Annotated in this window: 16 protein-coding genes; 3 read left to right on the plus strand and 13 right to left on the minus strand. The window is 57.7% G+C overall.

Features of this window, described 5'->3' with window-relative positions:
* Positions 1-4 precede the first annotated feature (4 nt).
* From D9N14_RS12760 to D9N14_RS12790, 7 genes are all read right to left on the minus strand, one after another.
* Positions 5-2,347 (minus strand): efflux RND transporter permease subunit, encoded by a 2,343-nt coding sequence (locus D9N14_RS12760; RefSeq protein ID WP_290580229.1) that lies wholly within the window; start codon positions 2,345-2,347, stop codon positions 5-7.
* A gap of 4 nt (positions 2,348-2,351) precedes the next feature.
* Positions 2,352-3,731 (minus strand): hypothetical protein, encoded by a 1,380-nt coding sequence (locus D9N14_RS12765; protein WP_290580231.1) that lies wholly within the window; start codon positions 3,729-3,731, stop codon positions 2,352-2,354.
* Positions 3,732-3,872: 141 nt separating this feature from the next.
* On the minus strand, positions 3,873-5,687 hold the full coding sequence (locus D9N14_RS12770; RefSeq protein ID WP_290580233.1) for a GGDEF domain-containing protein: 1,815 nt from the start codon (positions 5,685-5,687) through the stop codon (positions 3,873-3,875).
* 95 nt (positions 5,688-5,782) lie between these two features.
* The gene (locus D9N14_RS12775) at positions 5,783-6,625 is read right to left on the minus strand and encodes an endonuclease/exonuclease/phosphatase family protein (RefSeq protein ID WP_290580235.1); all 843 of its coding nucleotides are present in this window, start codon (positions 6,623-6,625) and stop codon (positions 5,783-5,785) included.
* A 120-nt stretch (positions 6,626-6,745) separates the two neighbouring features.
* Positions 6,746-7,411, minus strand: a complete 666-nt coding sequence (locus tag D9N14_RS12780; RefSeq protein ID WP_290580237.1) for a thiol:disulfide interchange protein DsbA/DsbL — start codon at positions 7,409-7,411, stop codon at positions 6,746-6,748.
* A 188-nt stretch (positions 7,412-7,599) separates the two neighbouring features.
* Entirely contained in the window at positions 7,600-8,235 is a 636-nt protein-coding gene (locus D9N14_RS12785; protein WP_290580239.1) for a c-type cytochrome, read from the minus strand.
* 47 nt (positions 8,236-8,282) lie between these two features.
* Positions 8,283-8,579, minus strand: coding sequence for a c-type cytochrome (locus D9N14_RS12790; protein ID WP_290580241.1), 297 nt, complete (start codon positions 8,577-8,579; stop codon positions 8,283-8,285).
* A gap of 188 nt (positions 8,580-8,767) precedes the next feature.
* On the opposite strand from D9N14_RS12790, the gene yihA reads away from it, so the two are divergent.
* Complete coding sequence (gene yihA / locus D9N14_RS12795) at positions 8,768-9,388, plus strand: ribosome biogenesis GTP-binding protein YihA/YsxC (protein ID WP_290580527.1); 621 nt, start codon at positions 8,768-8,770, stop codon at positions 9,386-9,388.
* A gap of 281 nt (positions 9,389-9,669) precedes the next feature.
* Here yihA and polA read toward each other — a convergent pair whose 3' ends face one another.
* From polA to D9N14_RS12825, 6 genes are all read right to left on the minus strand, one after another.
* Complete coding sequence (gene polA / locus D9N14_RS12800; protein ID WP_290580243.1) at positions 9,670-12,384, minus strand: DNA polymerase I; 2,715 nt, start codon at positions 12,382-12,384, stop codon at positions 9,670-9,672.
* 6 nt (positions 12,385-12,390) lie between these two features.
* Positions 12,391-12,774 carry a RidA family protein gene (locus D9N14_RS12805; RefSeq protein ID WP_290580245.1) on the minus strand — a complete coding sequence of 128 codons (384 nt, stop codon included), beginning with the start codon at positions 12,772-12,774 and terminating at the stop codon, positions 12,391-12,393.
* A gap of 19 nt (positions 12,775-12,793) precedes the next feature.
* Positions 12,794-14,911: a bifunctional GTP diphosphokinase/guanosine-3',5'-bis pyrophosphate 3'-pyrophosphohydrolase gene (gene spoT / locus D9N14_RS12810; RefSeq protein WP_290580247.1), complete on the minus strand. Its 2,118-nt coding sequence runs from the start codon at positions 14,909-14,911 to the stop codon at positions 12,794-12,796.
* A 73-nt stretch (positions 14,912-14,984) separates the two neighbouring features.
* Entirely contained in the window at positions 14,985-15,254 is a 270-nt protein-coding gene (gene rpoZ / locus D9N14_RS12815) for a DNA-directed RNA polymerase subunit omega (RefSeq protein ID WP_290580249.1), read from the minus strand.
* Positions 15,255-15,307: 53 nt separating this feature from the next.
* A complete protein-coding gene (gmk, locus tag D9N14_RS12820; RefSeq protein WP_290580251.1) occupies positions 15,308-15,919 on the minus strand; it encodes a guanylate kinase in 612 nt (203 codons plus the stop codon).
* Positions 15,920-16,095: 176 nt separating this feature from the next.
* Complete coding sequence (locus D9N14_RS12825; protein ID WP_290580253.1) at positions 16,096-16,398, minus strand: antibiotic biosynthesis monooxygenase family protein; 303 nt, start codon at positions 16,396-16,398, stop codon at positions 16,096-16,098.
* A gap of 236 nt (positions 16,399-16,634) precedes the next feature.
* Here D9N14_RS12825 and D9N14_RS12830 point away from each other — a divergent pair, with 236 nt between their 5' ends.
* Both D9N14_RS12830 and D9N14_RS12835 read left to right on the plus strand, forming a co-directional pair.
* Positions 16,635-17,192, plus strand: coding sequence for a hypothetical protein (locus D9N14_RS12830; protein ID WP_290580255.1), 558 nt, complete (start codon positions 16,635-16,637; stop codon positions 17,190-17,192).
* Between the two features lie 154 nt (positions 17,193-17,346).
* The gene (locus D9N14_RS12835) at positions 17,347-20,514 is read left to right on the plus strand and encodes a methyl-accepting chemotaxis protein (RefSeq protein ID WP_290580257.1); all 3,168 of its coding nucleotides are present in this window, start codon (positions 17,347-17,349) and stop codon (positions 20,512-20,514) included.
* Positions 20,515-20,547 lie beyond the last annotated feature (33 nt).

Below are 20,547 nucleotides of genomic sequence, written 5' to 3' on the forward strand. Positions count from 1 at the left end.
ACAGTCAGGTGTTGACGTGGGATTCGGTTTTGAAACTGGTATCAGGTTCAGTGCGGGTATCGGGTTCCACCGCAAACCGGTCTGCAAACAGCAACAGACTGGGCAGCAACAACAGGTCGAACAGCAGGGCGGTAGCGATGATGCCCGCCAGCATCAGGCTCATGGTGTCGTTCACCGTAAAATTCGATAGAGAAAGCAACAACACACCGCAGATCAGAATCACCGAGGTGATGACGATGGCGGTACCGGACTGTATGAAGCTGTCGTGAATGGCTTGCTGGGGTGAGCGGCCCTGGCGGCGGGCGGACAGGTATTTGCTGATGAAATGAATGGTGTCGTCCACCACCAGCCCCAGGCAGATGCTGAAGGTCATGGCCGCCGCGTGATTGACGTGCCCCACCGTGAGGGACCAGATGCCGTACACCACGATGGCCGGGAACAGATTGGGAATAATACTCAGCAGGCCGAACTTGAGTGAACGCAGGCCGACGATCATAAACAGGGTGATGAAGGCCAGGGTGAAGAGGGAGCCATCCACCATACTGCGGATGATGTTCGAACCCATGTGAGCAAACATCAGCAACTGGCTGCTGCCCTGGTTGCGTAGTGCCGGTTGATGCTGGGCCAGCCGATCGTCAATCTGTTGTTCCAGGTTCATCAGGGTCTGGTTGTCGCTGTCGCGCACGTTGACGGTGAGTTTCAGGGCGGAATGATCCTCTGAAATGTCGTGGGTCAGGTCCATGCCCTGGGGCAGGGACATCTCATACAACAGCTGGTATTGGGCAATCAGGGCGGCATCATCGGGAATGGCATAAAACTCCGGCTGATCCTGGTTCATGGTGCGGTGAATGCGCTTCAATACATCCACATAGCTGGTCACGGCACTCACGTCGGGCTGTTGCCGCAACCAATCGGTGAAGGCCTCCACCGAGTTCAAAAAGGCCGGTTGATAGATGCCGTTGGCCTGACCGGATTCCATGGAATAAACAATAAACTGCACGCCGTTGGTGTGCTGGCGGGCAAACTGGATGGAATCATGGATCGGCAGGGATTCGTCGAAATACTCCGAGATGTCGTCGTTCAATTTCATATTGGGAATGCACATCAACAACGCCAGGGAACCCAACAACGCGACCACCATCACTGACGCGGCGCGCCCGGAGGCTATGACCCATTGGGCGAGTTGTTCCATCCAGCGGGTGAGGCTGAACGGTTGACCCTGGAACCGGTTGCCGAACTGCAGGGCCACCGCCGGCAGCACGGTGAAGGTGCAGACAAACGCAAACACCACACCGATGGCGGCCATGTTGCCCATGGTGCGAAATGGTGGCGAATCACCAAAGTTCATGCCGAGGAATCCCACTGCCGTGGTCACGCTGGTCCAGAACACCGGGCTCAGGTTTTTACGCAGGCTTTGGGTCATGGCCTGCAGGGGTTCAGTACCGTTGCCGCACAGAATGCGAAACAGAGTGAGCACGTGGATGCTGTCTGCCACGGCGAGGATCATGATGATGGCCGGCGCCATCATGGTGATGGGATTCATTTCAAATCCCAGCAACACATGAATGCTGCTGGCAATGCCGGTGGCTGCGATCACCACGGCACCGGTGGCGGCGATGGCCATCACCGAACGCAGAAATATTCCCAGCAGAATAAAAATGGTGGCGAACACCAACGGGTTCACCCGCAGTATGTCGTCCATGGTCACCTGGAGCATGGCGTTTTCGATGGCGATGTCGCCGTTCAGGTGCAGCTCCAGCCCCGGGTAACGCTGCTCAAAATCCCGTTGCAGTGCCAATGCCTGGCGGCTCAGTTCCAAAACCGAAGTCAGGTGATCCTCCGGCAACACCACGCTGGCAAACAGAGCACCGGCCTGGTCATCCGGGGACACCAGGCGCCCGTGTAATTGTTGATCCTCTTGCGCGTAGCGTTGAATGGATTCCAGTTGGCCCTGGCTTAAGGGTGCAGAGGGGGATGAATCAGGGACAAGGTTGGCCACTATAAGGGAATCCCCCTCCACCTGCAGGCGGGGAAAGTTGGTGAAGGAATCCACCCGTACTACGTGAGGCAGTTGCCACAGGGCCTCGGTCAACTCACGGATGATGTGCAGGTTGTCATTGTCAAACACGCTGCCCCGTGCAGGTTTGAACAGCAGCACCAGATAATTGGAGTCGATGTATTGTTGATTCAGTTGCTGCAGACGCTGGTAATGGGGATCGTCTTCATCAAACATGACGTTCACGTTGCCGTTGAACACCATATGCAGCAGCTGACTGGAAAGCAGTACCATCACCAGAAAGGTGCCCACACAATACCACCAGCGCCGTCGAACCAGATGCTCAATCATGTGTTCACGCCGCCTCGGTTACCGTTTGGGTGCAGGTGGCCTGAATCAGTTGTTCCATGCGCGTGAACAGGCGCCGCATGTTGTCGGTGGCAAAATGGCGGTCGCTGTAGCCCACGCTCAGGCTGATGACCTCGCCGGCGGTGGCCAGTGTCACCGTTAATTTGGGCGGGTATTCCAATGGTGCAAAGGGTCGCACGTTGCGGATCGGCATGCCGTTGAAGCGCATGCGCTCCACCGGGATCACGCCCACGTTGGTGAACACAGGGATTTTTTCGCCCCGGTGTTTAAGCAGGAATTTCACGATGCGACTGCCCAGGCCGAACGGCAGAAAGGTTAACAAGGGCCAGATGAAGGGGCCTTCGGTAATGCCGGGGTAATGCTGTTTGCGCTGGTGGATGGCATCCTGTACGGCGCGAGCGACCTGCAACAAGGTGCTGCCCGCGGAGAGCGTGACATTGGTATTGATAAAGCTGGAATAATTGGCCACTCGGTGGGGAGCTTTGTCCGTTTCGTACCGGCGCAGGTCGTAGGTGTTCAGCACACAGAACGGCCCCTGATGCTCAGGCTGAATCTGTTCGTGCAGTGCCAGGTAATAGGCACCCAGCAACACATCATTGAAACTCAAACCATGCTGTCGTCGAAAGCGGGTCAGTGCCTGCAGGGTGCGCGGTGAACATTGATGGCATAGATAACGTTTGTGGATGGCGTTGCCAGGTGCGCAGGGCACCTCCCAGTTGTGGGCGGTGCGACTGTCCTGCAGTTGATGCTTGAGTCCATGGAACAACAGGGGCAACAGATCCCGGGGGCGAAAATATGGCACCAGTGCTTTGGTACTGCGCAGATTCAGTGTGCCAGGCTGCGGGCGGAAAGACGGATTCAGCCCCAGTTTTTCATACAGGGCGAGCACATCCTCCACATAAATCAAAAATCCCCTCCCATCGATGGGGACACAACTGACCTTAATACAGATAGTATGCGTTGCATCGTGAGTTTGGCTGCTTTGAGTCACGTGCTGAATGACCCGCACCTTCACCATGGGTACACGCTGATAATCAAACTGCTGCAGCATGAATTCATCAATGGCGTGCTGCAGTGAATGATTGCCGGAGCCACCGTTAAGCAGGTGGTGCTCGCAAAATTCGTAGTGGGCCAGGGTGGCTGGCGTGTGAGGAATCCATTTCGGCTGCAGACCACTGCAGTCCAGGCGCATGGCCATGATGGGATGTTGTTCCAGACTGAGCCGCAGGGCCTGTTGCAGGCGCTCCAGGTGCAGGGGGCCTTGCACATCAAAAATCAGATGCATGACATGATCCCCGAAGTCCTGCAGACAGACGTTGACCTTGTCCAATAACGTTAACGAAGCGGAGCTGCGTAGAGTCGTCATGTACTAAATCCAGGTACGTTGTTTTTGTTATTGTCGATGTCCAGGATTGGATAGGTGTGACTGAACAGAAAAAATTAGATCATGTCAGCGGGAGGGGGGGATAGGTGTTGCCGGCCAAAAGGAGGGGATGGGTGGCCGTATCTAGCCCAGTTCTATCCGGTTTCGACCGTTTCCCTTGGCTTTGTAGAGTGCCTGGTCGGCCCGTTCGAAGCAGGTGACGATTTCATCCCCTTCCACAAAGGCCGAGATGCCAAACGAGGCGGTGATGGGAATGCGCTTCTGATTGAAGTTGAAGGGACAGGCTTCGATGGCGGCGCGCACTTTTTCCATGGCGGCGTGGGCCGCGTGCAGATCGGTTTCCGGCATGATCACAATGAACTCTTCGCCACCGTAACGGGCGACAAAATCCTCATTGCGGACCCGGCGGGAAATTTCCCGGGCCACCAGTTTCAATACTTTGTCACCCCGCAGATGCCCCAGGTTGTCGTTCACCGCTTTGAAATGATCCACGTCGATGATGGCCAGGGAGAGCGGGCGACCGTGGCGGCGCCAGCGCGAGAACTCCGCTTCGATGCAATCATCGTAGGCAGCCCGGTTGGGCAGTTCGGTGAGCGCGTCTCTGAGCGCTTCCATTCGTTGCGCTTCCAGGGTGCTCTTCAGTTGGGTGGCTTCGTCTTCCATGGTGGCCATGCGTTGACCCAGGGTTTCGATGTGTTGATACACGTCTTCCCGGCGCTTGCGTTCTTCCGACTGGAACAGGTCCACGGCGGACACAATGCGGTTCACCATGCTTTCGATGTCCAGTTTCAGTTGGCCCAGGTCATTGGTGGCGGCCACGTTCTGTCGCATGTCCGCCAGCTCCTGGCGCACATCCTGATCCAGTTTCTCCTGGTTCTGCTGGCTGCGTTCCTCCCCTTCCCGGGCGGTCACCAGAAAATCCTGGATGTCGTTCAGGCGCTGGTGCAAGGCCACCAGAAAACCTTCGAACTCCTTCTGGGCCACCAGGCGGGTGGAGGCCACCAGCTGAGTGGTTTCGTCCAGAAAATCCGGCAGGCTGTTGAGGCTGAACGCGGATTTGATGCGATCCACCAGCCGTTCCTTGCGGGTGGTGAAGTCGGTGGGTACTTCCAGTTGTTCCAGCAGGTTGCACAGGATTCGGCTCAGCCGGTCCGGTAGCTGGGGATCGTTTTGATCCGCGCTGTCCGGGCTGGGTGCGGGGGTAATTTCGGGGGCAATTTCCAGTGCCGACTCCGCTACTGTAGCGGGCGCGGCTGCGGGTTCGATATCCGGATGGGGCGGCGCGAGTTCCTGCTCCTCCGGGTGTCGTGCATCGTCATCCTCGATGGCCTGATCCGGCGATTCAGTCGCATCGACAGCGTCTTCAGCGTCGGCCTCCAGGTGAGCGGATTTCTCCGGGTTGGCGGCGCCGAACAGACGGGACAGCAGCCCGCCTTTCTGGCCCTGGCCCAATTCCTCAATGCGCTCCAACAGATGACTGGTGACGCGGTTGTGGGCCAGGTTGAGGCTTTTGATCATATCCGACTGCATGCCGTTGCCCGCCAGCAGTTCAGGCAGGGATTTGCGCAATTTCTTGATGGTGGTTTTGTCGGCCCGGGGCAGACTCAGGGCCAGGTACTTTTCCAGCTGAGTGTCGATCAGCTCCTGCAGCTGGCTCTGGTCATCCTTGCGGCGGTCGTCCAGGGCCATGATGGTGCGTTCCAGCTGGGTGATCACCGGCTCCAGGGATTGTATGTCGCGGCCCCCGCGCAAGGCGGTGCGGATCTCATCCAGTTGTTCGTCCAGAATGGGGTCCAGGCCGTCTGCTGCCAGACTCACCCGCACCAGGCCGCGGCGCAATAGGTCCAGGCGCGACTGGTCCCGCTGCTGGCTGAGTTCAAACTCCTCAAGCGCAGTCAGGTATTTGTCTTTCCAATTGAGTGCATTGCTGTCAGCCATGGGCGCGGATGATTCTGCGTTCTCGTTGTTTAAAGAGTATAGAAAAGTTGTGGGATTCTCCCAGTGGCGACTTAAAAAAATTAGGAAAAGTTCCGTTAATTGGGGGAGGTGGAGCGCAGCAGGGATTGTTCCGCCAAAGCATCGGCCAGGGTGTCCGGCAGTGCCACTTCCATGGCGATGGGGCGGTGGTCGGAGTAATCGTAGTCCAGCACCTTGACGTGATTGATCTTGAGGCTGGGGGAAACCAGGATGTGGTCGATGTTGCGGGTGGGGTTCCAGCTGGGGTAGGTATGGTGGTCGCCGCTCACCTGTTTGAGGTGGGTATCCCGCAGCGGGGTGTCGATGATCTGCTCGCTGCGGCAGTTCATATCCCCCATCACCACCACGTGTTCATAATGCTCGATCAGCTCCCGCACATAATCCAGTTGCCGGAACCGGGCCCGCTCACTGAGGGCCAGATGCAATCCCACCAGCACCAGGGTGTGCTTGTCGTTGCCGTATTTGGCGACGATGGCGCCCCGGCCTTTCAGCCCCGGCAGTTTGTGATCTTCGATCTCATAGGGCACAAAGCGCGACAGCACGCCGTTGCTGAACTGGCCCAGGCGGCCGAAGTTGCGGTTCAGCTGCTGGTACCAGTATTCGAAACGGCCCAGCTCCGCCAGATAGGCAACCTGGTTCACAAAGCCGCTGCGCAGGCTGCCACCGTCCACTTCCTGCAGGCACACCAGGTCATAGTGGGCCAACACATGACCGATGCGATCCAGCCGCTGCAGTCCGCGCCAGTCCGGCAACACATGACGCCAGCTGCGGGTCACATAATGGTGGAATTGGCTGGTACCGATGGCGGCCTGGATGTTGTAGCTCAGCAGACGCAACACACTGGGTTGTTCTGTGGATTGGAAGCCGGTCTGGTTATGGGTGCTGATGTCGAAGTTCACGCGGTCTCACTCAACGTGCCTGGAATATTTATTGTAGGCGCTAAAGCGTGGCTGTTCTATGAATGGGGTTCGCAAATGCGGAATGATGAGGCGGGAGCAAAATGACTCCCGCCTGAATGCTTATTGGGCAACGGCTACTTTGGATGCAGCCCGCTCCTTGTCCACCAGGAAGTTCACCACCTGCAGCAGGTCAGCGAAAGTCTTACCGGTCTGGGATTTGACCACGTATTTGCCATTCACCACCAGGGCGGGGACGCCCCGCAGGCGATAGGTCTTGGCCAGGGCGGTGGCCTGGCGCACTTTCACCCGCACGCTGAAAGAGTTGTAGAGCTTGTTGAAGTCATCCTCTGTGACGCCGTAGCCTTTGAAAAAGCCGGCCAGTTCAGCCTGGGTGTACAGGTTTTGCTTTTTCACGTGAATGGCACTGAACAGGTCCGGCTTGATCTGTTCCAGCTTGCCCAGGGCCTCCGCCACATAATAGGCATGAGCCAGGGGTTCCCAATCCTTGCGCATGGCCGCGGGGGTCATCACAAAATTCACATCGTCCGCCAGGGTGGGTTTCCATTCGGCGGTATAGCTTTCCAGGCTGAAGCAGTGGGGGCAACTGAAGGAGAAGAACTCACGCACCTCGATTTTGCCGGGGACCTCTACCTTGCCGGGTTGCTGGATCAATTCGTAATCCACGCCTTCGCGGTAGGTTTCCGCCTGGAGCAGGGTGCTAAAAAGGGAGGCGAACAGGGCCAGGGTGGCCACCAGTGTGGTTCTGAGGGAAAGTGCGTTGTTCATAAGCGTCCTGAATTCCTGAATCGTTGTTCCTAGCCGTCTTGGTATGACTGTATTGTCTGACTGTTTTCAGGCTAGCGGGTTCCACCTGAATGGAAACTGAACCCAATCATAGCGATAAGTGCCCGGTCATGCATAAAAAACCCCGGAACAGGCCGGGGTTTTTGGGGTGCCATCGCCGTGCAGCGGGCTCAGTACATACCGTTGATGTAGCTGGCCAGTGCCTTGATGTCGTCGTCGCTGAGGCGGGCCGCAGTGGCACGCATCATTTTGCCTTCACCGTCATTGTCGCGGCGCTTGCCATCGTGATCTTCACGGCCGGCGGCACGGAAGGCTTTCAACTGGGCTTCCAGATAGGCGCTGTGTTGACCGGCCAGGGCAGGGAAACCGGCTTCCGGCATACCTTTCCCGGTGGCGCCATGGCAACCGGCACAGGCGGTTACCCCGTTGTCGGCATCGCCGCCACGGAACAGTTGCTGGCCGCGCTCAACCAGTGCCGGATCGGCGGCACCCTTGGACGGTGTTTGGGCAGCAAAGTAGGCGGCCAGGTCGGCCATATCCTGATCAGACAGGCCCGGCACAATACCGGCCATCTCCGGCACGGAACGGGCGCCGCTCTTCATGTCCTGCAGCTGTTTCACGGTGTACGCTGTGCCCTGGCCCGCCAGCTTGGGGAAGTTGGGGATGGCACTGTTGCCGTCAGCGCCATGACAGGCGGCACAGACTGCGGATTTGTTTTTGCCGGCTTCGGCGTCGCCAGCGGCGGTGGTGATGCCTGCGCTCGCCATCAGCGCAGCAGCGACCAGCACGTTTGCTACCAATTTCATATTTTCGTCCTAATTTAATGCTTGAAAATCAGAGTGTTGTGCCGACGTTACTTCGACATGAATTCAATGATGGATTTCAGTTCGTCATCGCTGCAGTCGCTGCACAGACCCATGGGGGGCATGGCGTTCTTGCCTTTCTTGGCGCTGGTTACCAGGCCGTCAATGCCACCAGCGGCTTCGATGCGGGCGGCCCAGGCAGCTTTATCACCGGATTTGGGGGCACCAGCGGCTCCCGTGCCGTGGCAGGCCATGCAGAAGGTGTTGTACTTGGCGGGTGCTTCCGCCTGCGCATTAAAAGACAGGCCCAGCGCGATCATTGCAGAAGCGAGCATCAGTTTTTTCATGAACGAACCCCTTATATACCCTTGATTTGGCAAGGTTTCCGCGCAAACGGAACCCCTCTCTCTTCGCCGTGTGTGCAAAAAATTGGGTGGATTATATAACAAAGTCCGGCTAAGGGGTAATGTCCTTTACAGCCCTGGGGAATATTGGAGAAAATGCCGCCATCATCTTCAAGCCCCCGGAAATCGCCATGAGTAACCCCCAGGACCCATTCACCATCCTCCTGCGTCAGACCCAGTTTGAGATCAGCGCCGCCACCCTGCCACAGTGCCCGCCGGAAGCTGGCGTCGAAATCGCCTTTGCCGGCCGCTCCAACTCAGGCAAATCCAGTGCCCTGAATACCCTGGTGGACCACTCCGGGCTGGCGCGGACCAGTAAAACCCCGGGCCGCACGCAGCTGATCAACTTTTTTAGCCTGAACGAGCAGTGGAAGCTGGTGGACCTGCCGGGCTATGGCTATGCCAAGGTGCCCGAAAAGCTGAAGCAGGAATGGCAGGCCAACATGGGGGAATACCTGGAGAAGCGCGAGTGCCTGGCCGGTTTGTTTTTGGTTATGGATGTGCGTCACCCGCTCAAGGAGTTTGACCTGATGATGTTGGACTGGGCCCGGCACTACGAGATGCCGGTGCACATTCTGCTCAGCAAGAGCGACAAGCTGAAACGGGGCCCCGCCAATAACGCGTTGTTTGCTGTGAAAAAAGCGGTCAAGGAATACGGTGACCGGGTGAGCGTGCAGTTGTTTTCATCGCTGAACAAAAGTGGCGTGGAACAGGCGCGGGCGGTATTGGCGAACTGGTTCGGGTTTGAATAGGAGTAGAAAAAAAAGAGCCGGTAGCCTTGGGGCAAGCTACCGGCCTAGGGTCCGGCTCTTGGGGGAAAGCCGGTTTGCTGTAGCCGATTTTACTCGGCTGGGGATTGCTGCCTTAGCTTCATGTATTAAGACGATGATGGTCGGGAAAAGTTTCACTGAATTCGAAAAATTTTTTTCGGTTTCAGTGTCCGACCGGGCCAGGGCACCAATCCGCGTTTATTATGGTTATTATTTGGGCCCATCAGGGAATCTCAAGTGGGCATTGGGGTGACCCACCTAAGCTAATGAGCTTGATCCCAATTATCGCCCACCCCGACCTCCACTAGCAAGGGAACTTTCAAATCCGCCGCGCCCTCCATCAGGAGCGTTACTTCTTTTGTGATGCAATCCAATTCCTGGTCCGGGACTTCGAACACTAATTCATCATGCACCTGCATAATCATGCGGGTTTCCAGCTGATTTTTAACCAGCCACCCATCCACGGCGATCATGGCGCGTTTGATGATGTCTGCGGCGGTTCCCTGCATGGGGGCGTTGATGGCGGTGCGTTCCGCCGCTTGGCGACGGGGCACATTGCGGGAATTAATTTCCGGCAGATGCAGGCGGCGTCCAAACAAGGTTTCCACATAGCCCTGGTGCGCGGCCTGTTCACGAATGCGTTCCATGTAATCGTGCACACCGGGATAACGTTGAAAGTAGGTGTCGATGTAGTCCTGGGCTTCCTTGCGGCCGATGCCCAATTGCTTGGCCAGGCCGAAGGCGGACATGCCGTAAATCAATCCAAAGTTGACCGCTTTGGCGTTGCGTCGCATGTCGCTGGTGACGTCTTCCAATGTTACGCCCATGACTTCTGCGGCAGTGGCTTTGTGAATATCCAATCCCTGATTAAACGCGTCCAGCAAACTTTGATCGCCAGACAAATGGGCCATGATGCGCAGTTCGATTTGCGAGTAGTCCGCCGCCAGTAACTTGCAACCGGGTCGGGCGATAAACGCCTGCCGAATTTTACGGCCTTCGTCGTTGCGGATGGGGATGTTCTGCAAATTGGGATCAGAAGAGGACAGGCGACCGGTGGCGGCCACGGCCTGATGGTAAGAGGTGTGAATGCGGCCGGTGTTGGAATCGATCAACTCTGGCAGTTTGTCGGTGTAGGTGGATTTCAGTTTGCTGAGGCCGCGATATTCCATCAGCACTTTGGGCAGTTCGTAATCCAGCGCCAGTTCCTGCAGTACCGGCTCGGCGGTGGACGGCGCGCCTTTGGGGGTTTTCTGCAGAACCGGCAGCCCCAGCTTTTCAAACAGGATTTCCCCCAACTGTTTTGGGGAGCCCAGGTTGAAGGGCTCGCCGGCAATGTCGTGGGCTTCTTTTTCCAGTTCCAACATGCGCTTGGCCAGTTGCTGACTGTGCAGGCGCAGCATGTCTGCATTCACCAGGGCGCCGGTACGCTCGATTTTGGACAGCACCGGCAGCAGGGGCATTTCAATGTCTTCGAACACCTGACGTAAGCTGGTTTCCGGTTCCAGTTGCGGCCACAATGCCTGATGCAGCCGCAGGGTGATGTCAGCGTCTTCGGCTGCGTAATCGCTGGCCTGCGCCAGATCAATCTGATTGAAGGTGAGTTGTTTGGCACCCTTGCCGGCAATGTCTTCGAAGGCAATGTTTTTATGGCCCAGATATTTCAGGGCCAGGCTGTCCATGTCATGCCGCGAGGCGGTGGAATTCAGCACATAGGATTCCAGCATGGTATCGAAGCCAATCCCGTTGAGCTCGATGTCGTAGCGCGCCAGTACGCTTTTGTCGTACTTGAGGTTCTGGCCGATTTTTTTGGGCGTCTCGGCTGCCAGCAGCGGTTGCAATTGCTGCAGCACCCAGGCGCGCTCCAGCTGATCCGGCGCCCCGGGGTAATCGTGGGCTACCGGCACATAGGCGGCCTTGCCCGGCTCAATACTGAAAGACAATCCCACCAGTTCTGCCTGCATGTAATTGAGGCTGGTGGTTTCGGTGTCGAAGGCAAAGACGTCGCATTGTTGCAGTTGCTCCAGCCACGCAGCGAAGGCTTCCTGTGTGGTGATGCATTGGTACTGGGTTTCGGTAATGGGTGTGTTGCTGTCGTGGGCGTCTGTTGCGCCCTCGGCGTCGGTCAGCTCGGCAATCCAGCCTTTGAACTCCAGATCCTTGTACAGTTCCAGCAGCTGGGCGTTGTCCGGTTCCTGAATTTTCAGGTCGGTGGGTTGTTGCTCCAGTGCCACATCCAGTTTGATGGTGGCCAGTTGTTTGGAAAGCGGAATCTGGTCCAGGGCTGCGCGCAGGTTTTCGCCGATCTTGCCTTTGATCTGGTCGGCGTTTGCCATCAGGTTATCCAGTGAACCGAATTCCGTGAGCCATTTGACGGCGGTTTTCGGGCCGCACTTGGGCACGCCGGGAATGTTGTCGACGCTGTCGCCCACCAGGGTCAGGTAATCAATGATGCGCTCCGGCGGAATACCGAATTTTTCAATGACACCGTCACGGTCCATCTTCGAGTCGTTCATGGTGTTGATCAGGGTAACGTGATCGCTGACCAGTTGAGCCATGTCCTTGTCGCCGGTGGAGACGATGGTGTCGATCCCGTTTTGGGTGGCGATGTCGCACAGGGTGCCGATCACGTCATCGGCTTCCACCCCGTCGATGATCAGCAGGGGCAGCCCCATGGCGCGAATGGCGCTGTGCAGGGGTTCGATCTGGGAACGCAGGTCATCGGGCATGGGCGGACGATGGGCTTTGTATTCCGGATACAGGTCGTCGCGGAAGGTCTTGCCCTTGGCATCAAAAATCACCGCCATGTATTCCGGCTCGTAATCCTTGCGCAGGCGGATCAGCATGTTGAGTACGCCCTTGATGGCGCCGGTGGGTTGGCCTTTGGAGGTCACCAGTGGTGGCAGGGCATGAAAGGCGCGATACAGGTAGGAGGATCCGTCGACAAGGACCAGGGGCTTGTTGGAAGATATGGCGTTCACGTTGAATTACAGCTCCATTACCCCATCCATTTCCACTGGCGCGCCCTTGGGTAAGGATGCCACCGCCAGTGCCGCGCGGGCCGGATAGGGCTGCTCAAAGTAACGGGCCATCACTTCGTTGACCAAGGCAAAATGGCTCAGGTCAATCAGGAAGATATTCAATTTGGCGATGTCCTGCATGGTGCCGCCGGCGGCTTCACACACCGCTTTCAGATTCTCGAACACGCGCACGATGCTGGCTTCCATATCACCGTCCACCAGGGTCATGGTGGCGGGGTCCAATGGGATCTGGCCCGACAGGTAAACGGTGCTGCCGCACTTCACTGCCTGGGAGTATGTGCCGATGGCCTGGGGGGCTTTGTCGGTGGAAATGATTTCGCGCTTGCTCATGGTTGGTCTCCAGAATAAATCAGTTGCGCACCCGCACGATGCGATGCACGGCTTTCAGCGTACGCATGCGGCGAATGGTTTTGGCCAGATGCTGCCGGTCGCGAATGGAAATGCGCAGACTCACCACTGACAGGTGGGCATCTTTTTCTTTTATGTTGATGGTTTCGATGTTGGCGTCAGCTTGGGAGATGAGGGAGGCCAGGCTGGCCAGGGCGCCGCGTTCGTTTTCCATCTGCACCCGCAGGTCCACGGCGTATTCCCCTTCAAAATCCTTGGCCCATTCCACCGACAGGCATTTCTCCGGATTCTCTTTCAGTTCCGAGGCGATGTTCTTGCAGTTATCCCGGTGAATTACCATGCCGCGACCGGAGCTTAAGTGACCCATAACCGAATCGCCGGGAATGGGGCGACAGCATTTGGCCAGTGCGATCACCATGCCTTCGGTGCCGCGGATCACCAGCGGTTTGGGCTTGCTGACGCCCCCGGCGTCGTTGGTTTCGCCTTCGTGGGGCAGCATGCGGCGGGCGGCGATCTGCGCCATCTGGTTGCCCAGGCCGATGTCCTCCAGCAGGTCGTCCAGGGTTTTGAAGCCGGCTTCCGCCAGCGCGGTGGTGATGCGTTCCTCGGAAATGGCCTCCAGGGCCAGGTCGAAGCTGGACAACGCTTTGTCCAACAGGCGGCGACCCAGGGCCACGGATTCGGAGCGGCGCTGATTCTTCAGGAAATGGCGGATGTTGGCGCGGGCCTTGGCGGTGGTGACGAAGCTGAGCCAGGCCGGATTGGGGCAGGCCCCCGGCGCGGTGATGATCTTGATGGTCTGGCCGCTCTGGATCGGTGTGGACAGGGGCACCAGGCGGTGGTCGAGGCGCGCCGCCACGCAGCTGTTGCCCACATCGGTATGCACGGCATAGGCGAAGTCCACTGGAGTGGCGCCGGTGGGCAGTTCCAGAATGTCCCCTTTGGGGGTGAACACATAGACTTCGTCGGGGAACAGGTCGATCTTCACAGTTTCCAGGAAGTCTTGGGAATTACCGGCCCGTTGCTGCATTTCCAGCAGGCCTTTCAACCATTCCTTGGCCCGGTTCTGGGCGCCGCCGGCGGGGTCCGGATCGGACTTGTACAGCCAGTGGGCGGCAATCCCGTTGTTGGCCATGGCGTCCATTTCCTCGGTACGGATCTGGATTTCGATGGGCACCCCGTTCATGCCGATGAGGGTGGTGTGCAGGGATTGGTAGCCGTTGGCTTTGGGAATGGCGATGTAATCTTTAAAGCGGCCGGGAATGGGTTTGTACAGGTTGTGGATGGCGCCCAGTACCCGATAGCACATGTCGACGGAGTCCACGATGATGCGGAAGCCGTACACGTCCATGATTTCATTGAACGGTTTGCGCTGGGTTTTCATCTTGCTGTAGATGCTGTACAGGTGCTTTTCCCGGCCGATTACGCGGCCGCTCAGGCCGTCCCGTGCCAGGCGATTGTCGATGGATTCCTGGATGCGGGACACCATGTCCTTGCGATGACCGCGGGAGGTCTTGGTGGCTTTTTTGATGCGGGCCGCCCGCATGGGGTACATGTGGGTGAAACTGAGATCTTCCAGTTCCACCCGGATGTTGTTCATACCCAGCCGGTTGGCGATGGGGGCGTAGATTTCCAGGGTTTCCAGCGCAATGCGACGGCGCTTGGTGGGGTGCAGAACCCCCAGGGTGCGCATGTTGTGGAGACGGTCTGCCAGTTTCACCAGGATGACCCGGATGTCCTTGGTCATGGCCAAGACCATTTTACGGAAGTTTTCCGCCTGGGCCTCCGCCTTGGATTCAAACTTGATGGCGCCGATCTTGGAGACACCGTCCACCAGGTCCGCCACCACTTCGCCGAAGGCGTTGGTGACATCGTCTTTGGAAACGTGGGTATCTTCGATGACGTCGTGGAGCAGGGCGGCTTCCACGCTCTGGGCATCCATGTGCATGTCTGCCAGGATCTTGCCGACGGCGAGGGGGTGGACAATGTAGGGGTCGCCGCTGCGCCGGTACTGGCCTTCGTGAGCCTGTTCGGCAAAATAATAGGCGCGCTCGATATCTGCCCGCTGCTCAACGGGCAGGTAGTCCAGCTTTTCTATAAGTGTTTCAACGGTTTGCAACTGCTCAATCCCTCCTCAGAGGATTTAGTGTAATGGGATTGAGCGGTAATGAGAACAGCAGATTGAAAGTGAATTAATCTTCCAGGCCGGGGTTGTTGAAGGCACTGTGGAAAGTGCTCTCACGGAACTGTTTGGGCTCCGGTTTGCGGGTCAGGATGGATTGATCCACGTAGCCTTCGGCGATTTCACGCAGGGCCACTACGGTGGGTTTGTCGTTTTCCCACTCTACATAGGGATCTTTGCCGCCGGTGGCGATCTGGCGGGCGCGCTTGCTCGCAACCAGTACCAGAGAGAATCGGTTGTCTACTTTCGTCAGGCAGTCTTCAACGGTCACGCGTGCCATGTTTTACCTCAGTGTTTTTTCGGCCAAGCCGGGTATTGTACCGTTTTGTGGGATCAAGACAAGAGACTGGTGATCAGATCTGCGTGCCTTTCCGCCTGTTTGCTGTGGCGCAGCCGCTGGCTGGTGATCACCGAGCGCAGCTCCTGCAGGGCCACTTCAAACTCGTCATTGATGATCAGGTAGTCGAACTCCACATGGTGGGAGATCTGCTCAGTGGCCTGGGCCATGCGCCCCTGAATCACGGAATTGGAATCCTGGCCGCGGCCCACCAGTCGTTGCTGGAGCACCGTACGGGAGGGGGGCAGAATGAAGATGCTCACTGCCTGGGGGGCCTGGCGTCGGATCTGCTCGGCCCCCTGCCAGTCGATTTCCAGAATCACATCCAGCCCCGCCTGCAGTTGGTCCGCCACCGCCTGCTTGCTGGTGCCATACCAGTTGCCGAACACCTCAGCGTGCTCCAGGAAGGCGTTGTCGTTCAGCATGTCGGTGAAGGTGGGCTTGCTCACGAAATGATAATTGACCCCATTCACCTCGCCCGGCCGCTGCTGGCGCGTGGTGTGGGATACGGAGACGTGCAGGTCCGGGGTGGATTCCACCAGGGCATGGACCAGGCTGGTTTTTCCAGCTCCGGAGGGGGCCGATACAACAAACAGGGTGCCTTGCATGGGGTACCTTTCTTTTCGCTACAGGTTATTGATCTACAGGCTGTGTGATTCAGTTTAGTGGCAAGTGGCGGATATTTCGATGTGGGGGGCCACGGCGCGGGTCGCCGCGGCATTATAACCGGTTTAGGCAGGGGCGTCAGGGCCGCGGGCGACCCGTATAAGCGCGCAGGGGTGCTTCAGAGCACCGCCTTGAAACCCTCAAATTTCGGCGGGCCCAGATAAATGCCCTTGGAGTCCCCGGCTTGGGCGTGGGCTTTGCGGAAGGCTTCGGATTGCGTCCAGTTGACGAAGGCCTCCTCGGATTCCCAGACGGAGTGGGAGCCGAACAGCGTGCATTGGTCGTCGGAGGGGCCCTGCAGCAGGTTGAATTGCTTGAAGCCCGGCACTTCGTCCAGGTGGGTTTCGCGGTTTTTCCAGATGTTGATGAAATCCTGTTCCCGGCCCAGGGCGATGCGGAACCGGTTCATGGCGATGTACATGGAAACTTCTCCTTGGTCGTTTGGCTTGCTTGTGATTAGGACAGGCCACGGCAACATACCGGGTTTGGGACCGGTGGGTCAATGGCTGAAGTGGTTTGTCGCAAGTGCGACAAGTGGGGTAAACGCGCCAAGGGGTCAGATTGTTAACATGTTGTTTTTATGACAATTCTGGCCGCCGCAACCTGGGCACGGGAATTGCCCTGTCGCTAATATCACAAAACAGTTAGGAGCTGATCATGCTATTACAGCAATACAAAGATAAAGGGCTGTTTTTCAACCAGAACTTTCTGGAGGAAACCAGTGATGCAGGGGTTTGGGGTTACCGTGGTGACCTGATTCTGGTGGAAGGGGAGAAGGACGACAAGGGCCATGCCATGCCGCCGGAGTTGGTGATGCGGGGGGCGGTGCTGGTGGCCGGTGAGACCATCACCCTGCTGGTGGGCGGCCTGGATTCCGTGGCGGACATCCCCACTCTGGTGGACAAGTACGGCAGTGATTTTGCGCCGGGCCTGAAGGGAATCCTGTTCATTGTCGATTTGAAAGACCCCATGAAGATCGAGCTTGGTGGGGCCGATCTGACCCTCATTCCCCTGGTACAGGGGGTGCCCTGGAATGAGGCCATGGAAGAGCTGGCGCTGGAAAAGGGCGACTTCAAGGGTCAGTCACCGGCGGACAAGCTGGTGACGCTGGCCGCGGAACTGGCCTCCTACAAACCCAAATACCCGGCCGCGTCCCTGGATGACGCCCTGGCGTGCACCACCGATGCCAAACGCGAGGTATGGGGCGCGGTGTAGTGGCTGCTGTTTAGGGGGCTGTGCTCCCCGTTCCGTCGGCGGGGGGCACCATAGCGAAGTTGGCCAGCGATGCTATAACTAATATTCAGGTGAGGTTTTTTGCCCGCAACAAAGGTCTTCAGAAGACGCAGGGAGCACGACGGATATGAATTGGATGACGCATTTAAGTATGAAGGCCAAGATGGCGCTGGTGGTGGGCCTGTTTACTGTGGTAATCGGCATCATTGCAAACATCGTCTTCACCCAGTGGAATGCTCGCGAATATTTCTCCACCAAAGAGCTGTATGGCACTGAGTTCTATCAACCTTCCTTTGACCTGATCAAATCCGCCCAGTTGCACCGCGGTAACGGGATTCAGGTGGCCAAAGGTGTCGAGGCTGCCAGAGGCCCCATGCTGCAGGCCGCCACGGCCTTTGAGTCAGCTTTGAACCAGTTGAAGGCGCTGGAACTGAAATACCGAAACGATGTGCCGATGGGCGACCGGTTGGAGAATATCGAGCGCACCTGGCAGAGCGTGAAAGCTTCCCCCACTACCATGGCGCCGGCAGAGGGTTTTGCGGCCCACACCCGCATGATCGAAGATATCCTGGTGTACATTGAGTTCTACTCCGATCAGTCCAACCTGACACTGGACCCGGAGGTGAACAGCTTTTATCTGATGCAGCTTATGTCATTCACCCTGCCCCGGGCCATTGAGTATTCGGCTCGCATGCGCGGTGCGGCGGCGGCCTCGGTGGCGAACGGCCCGGCCCCGGATGCCGCGGTGCGCAGTCTGATTGCACTGAAACCCATCGCGGTGGACAAAGTGGAAGATGCCCTGCGTTCTGCCCGGAAAGCCAGTGATTCCATCGACGGTGCCTTGAGTGGTGACATCGTCGCCATGCAGGCGGCCAATGATCGGTTTGCCAGCGATGTGCAGCAGATCATCGACAGTGGTCGTTCTGATCTGGACAGTCGTGCCCTGTTTGCGCGGGGTACGGATCTGGTGAGCGCCGGTTATACGCTGCAGCAAAACACCGTGCCCCACCTGCAGCGCCTGTTGCAGAGCCGCATTGAATCCATGCAACGTGAGCAGACACAGATGATGATGCAGATGATCGTCGCGTTTCTGGTCGCGTTGGGTTTGACGGTGTTGGTGATTCGCAATCTGTTGCGGGGCATGAATACCGCCAATCAGCACCTGTCCAACATTCAGCGTGGCCAGCTGGACGGGCAGATTGACGTACAGGGTACTGATGAGATCGCCAGTCTGCTGACCGGTGTGCGTTCCTTGCAGACGGCATTGCGGGAAACCCGGGAGCGGGAGCAGGTGGCGGCCCGGGAAAACGAAAAAGCCGCGACCGAAACGGCGCGGCTGGCCGCCGAAAGCAAACGCCTGGCGGATGCATTGATGGTGTGCGATACCTCGGTGATGATTGCGGATGCGGATTACAACATTGTGTTCATGAATCATGCGGTAACGCGCATGCTGGAGCGGCGCAACGATGAGCTGGGGCAGCATGTGCCCAATTTCAATCTGTCGAGTTTGATGGGGGCGAATATGGATATCTTCCATAAGGACCCTTCCCATCAGCGCGGGATGGTGAGCAAATTGAAAGCAGTGTACCGCACCCGCATCAAGGTAGGCTCCCTCACCTTCAGCCTGATTGCCACGCCCTTGTTCGATGAAGCCGGTGCCCGCATCGGTACCATTGTGGAATGGGACGATATGACCGATCAACTGGCACAAGAGCAGGAAGAACTGCAGATTGCCAGTGAGAATCAACGGGTGCGCATTGCACTGGATAATGGTTCCACCAACACCATGATCGCCGATGCCAATAACCAGATTGTTTATATGAACAAGGCGTTGCAAGACATGATGTCTGCCGCAGAATCAGATCTGCGTAAGGACCTGCCGAGTTTTCAGGTCAGCAAACTCATGGGCGCCAACATGGATGTGTTCCATAAGAACCCGGCACACCAGCAACGCCTGATCCGCGAACTCAAGGACACGTATGAAGCGCAGATCAAAGTGGGCGGCCGAACCTTCCGCCTGGTGGCGAATCCGGTATTATCCGACAGCGGTGAGCGATTGGGTACGGTGGTGGAATGGCTGGATCGAACCCAGGAAGTGATTGTGGAGAACGAGGTCAACAACATTGTGCAGGCAGCGGCCCAGGGTGATTTCAGCCAGAGCCTGCCGTTGGCCGGCAAACAGGGATTCTTTGCCAACCTGGCCAATGGGCTGAACGAATTGATGAAGGTGACCAACGACGGCATGCACGACATTGCCCGGGTGCTGTCGGCCCTGGCGGCCGGTGACCTGACCCAGAAAATCAGTGCTGACTATGACGGCCTGTTCAAACGCCTGAAGGATGATGCCAACGCCACGGTGGACAAGCTGGAAGAGGTGATTGCCAACATCATTGAGGCGTCGTCTTCGGTGACCACCGGTGCCAATGAGATTGCCCAGGGTAATGCTGACCTCAGCCAGCGTACCGAAGAGCAGGCATCTTCGCTGGAAGAAACCGCATCCAGTATGGAAGAGATGACCGGGGCCGTGCAGCAAACCAGTGACAATGCCCAGCATGCCAATCAGTTGTCGCAGAACGCGGTGGGCAAAGCGGAAGCCGGCGGCCAGGTGGTCAAGAATGCTGTGGTGGCCATGGAAGAGATCAACAGCTCCAGTAAACGCATCGCAGATATCATCGGGGTGATCGATGAGATCGCCTTCCAGACCAATCTGCTGGCGCTCAATGCCGCGGTGGAAGCGGCCCGGGCCGGAGAGCAGGGGCGCGGTTTTGCCGTGGTGGCGGGCGAGGTGCGTAACCTGGCACAGCGCTCGGCCGGTGCGGCGAAGGAGATCAAGGACCTGATCCGGGATTCCGTGAAGAAAGTGGAAGCCGGTACGGACCTGGTGAACCGGTCCGGTACCACCTTGTCGGAAATTGTGGAGGCGGTGCGGGAAGTGACGGCCATGATTGGTGACATCAACGCGGCGGCCAGTGAGCAGAGCTCCAGCATCATTCAGATCAACCAGGCCGTGGGTGAGATGGACGAAATGACCCAGCAGAATGCTGCCCTGGTGGAGCAGGCCAGCGCGGCCGGGGAAGCCATGGCTGAACAGGCCCGTTCGCTGATGAATCTGGTGGGCTTCTTTAAATTGGATCACAGTGCAACGATGATGCACGGTGGGCAGGCTGCGGCGCCAAGAGCGGCGGCACGGCCGGCCCCCAGTGCGGGCAAAGCTGCGCCGCCGAAGGCGCCGGCATTTGGGGGCGGGGTCAGAACCCCTGCTGCCCCCAGCGTGCATGACGATGATGAGTGGGAAGAGTTTTAGAACCGGATCAAGTTGATCTGAATAGGAATGATT

This window comes from Ketobacter sp. (assembly GCF_003671495.1).
Taxonomy (GTDB): Bacteria; Pseudomonadota; Gammaproteobacteria; order Pseudomonadales; family Ketobacteraceae; genus Ketobacter.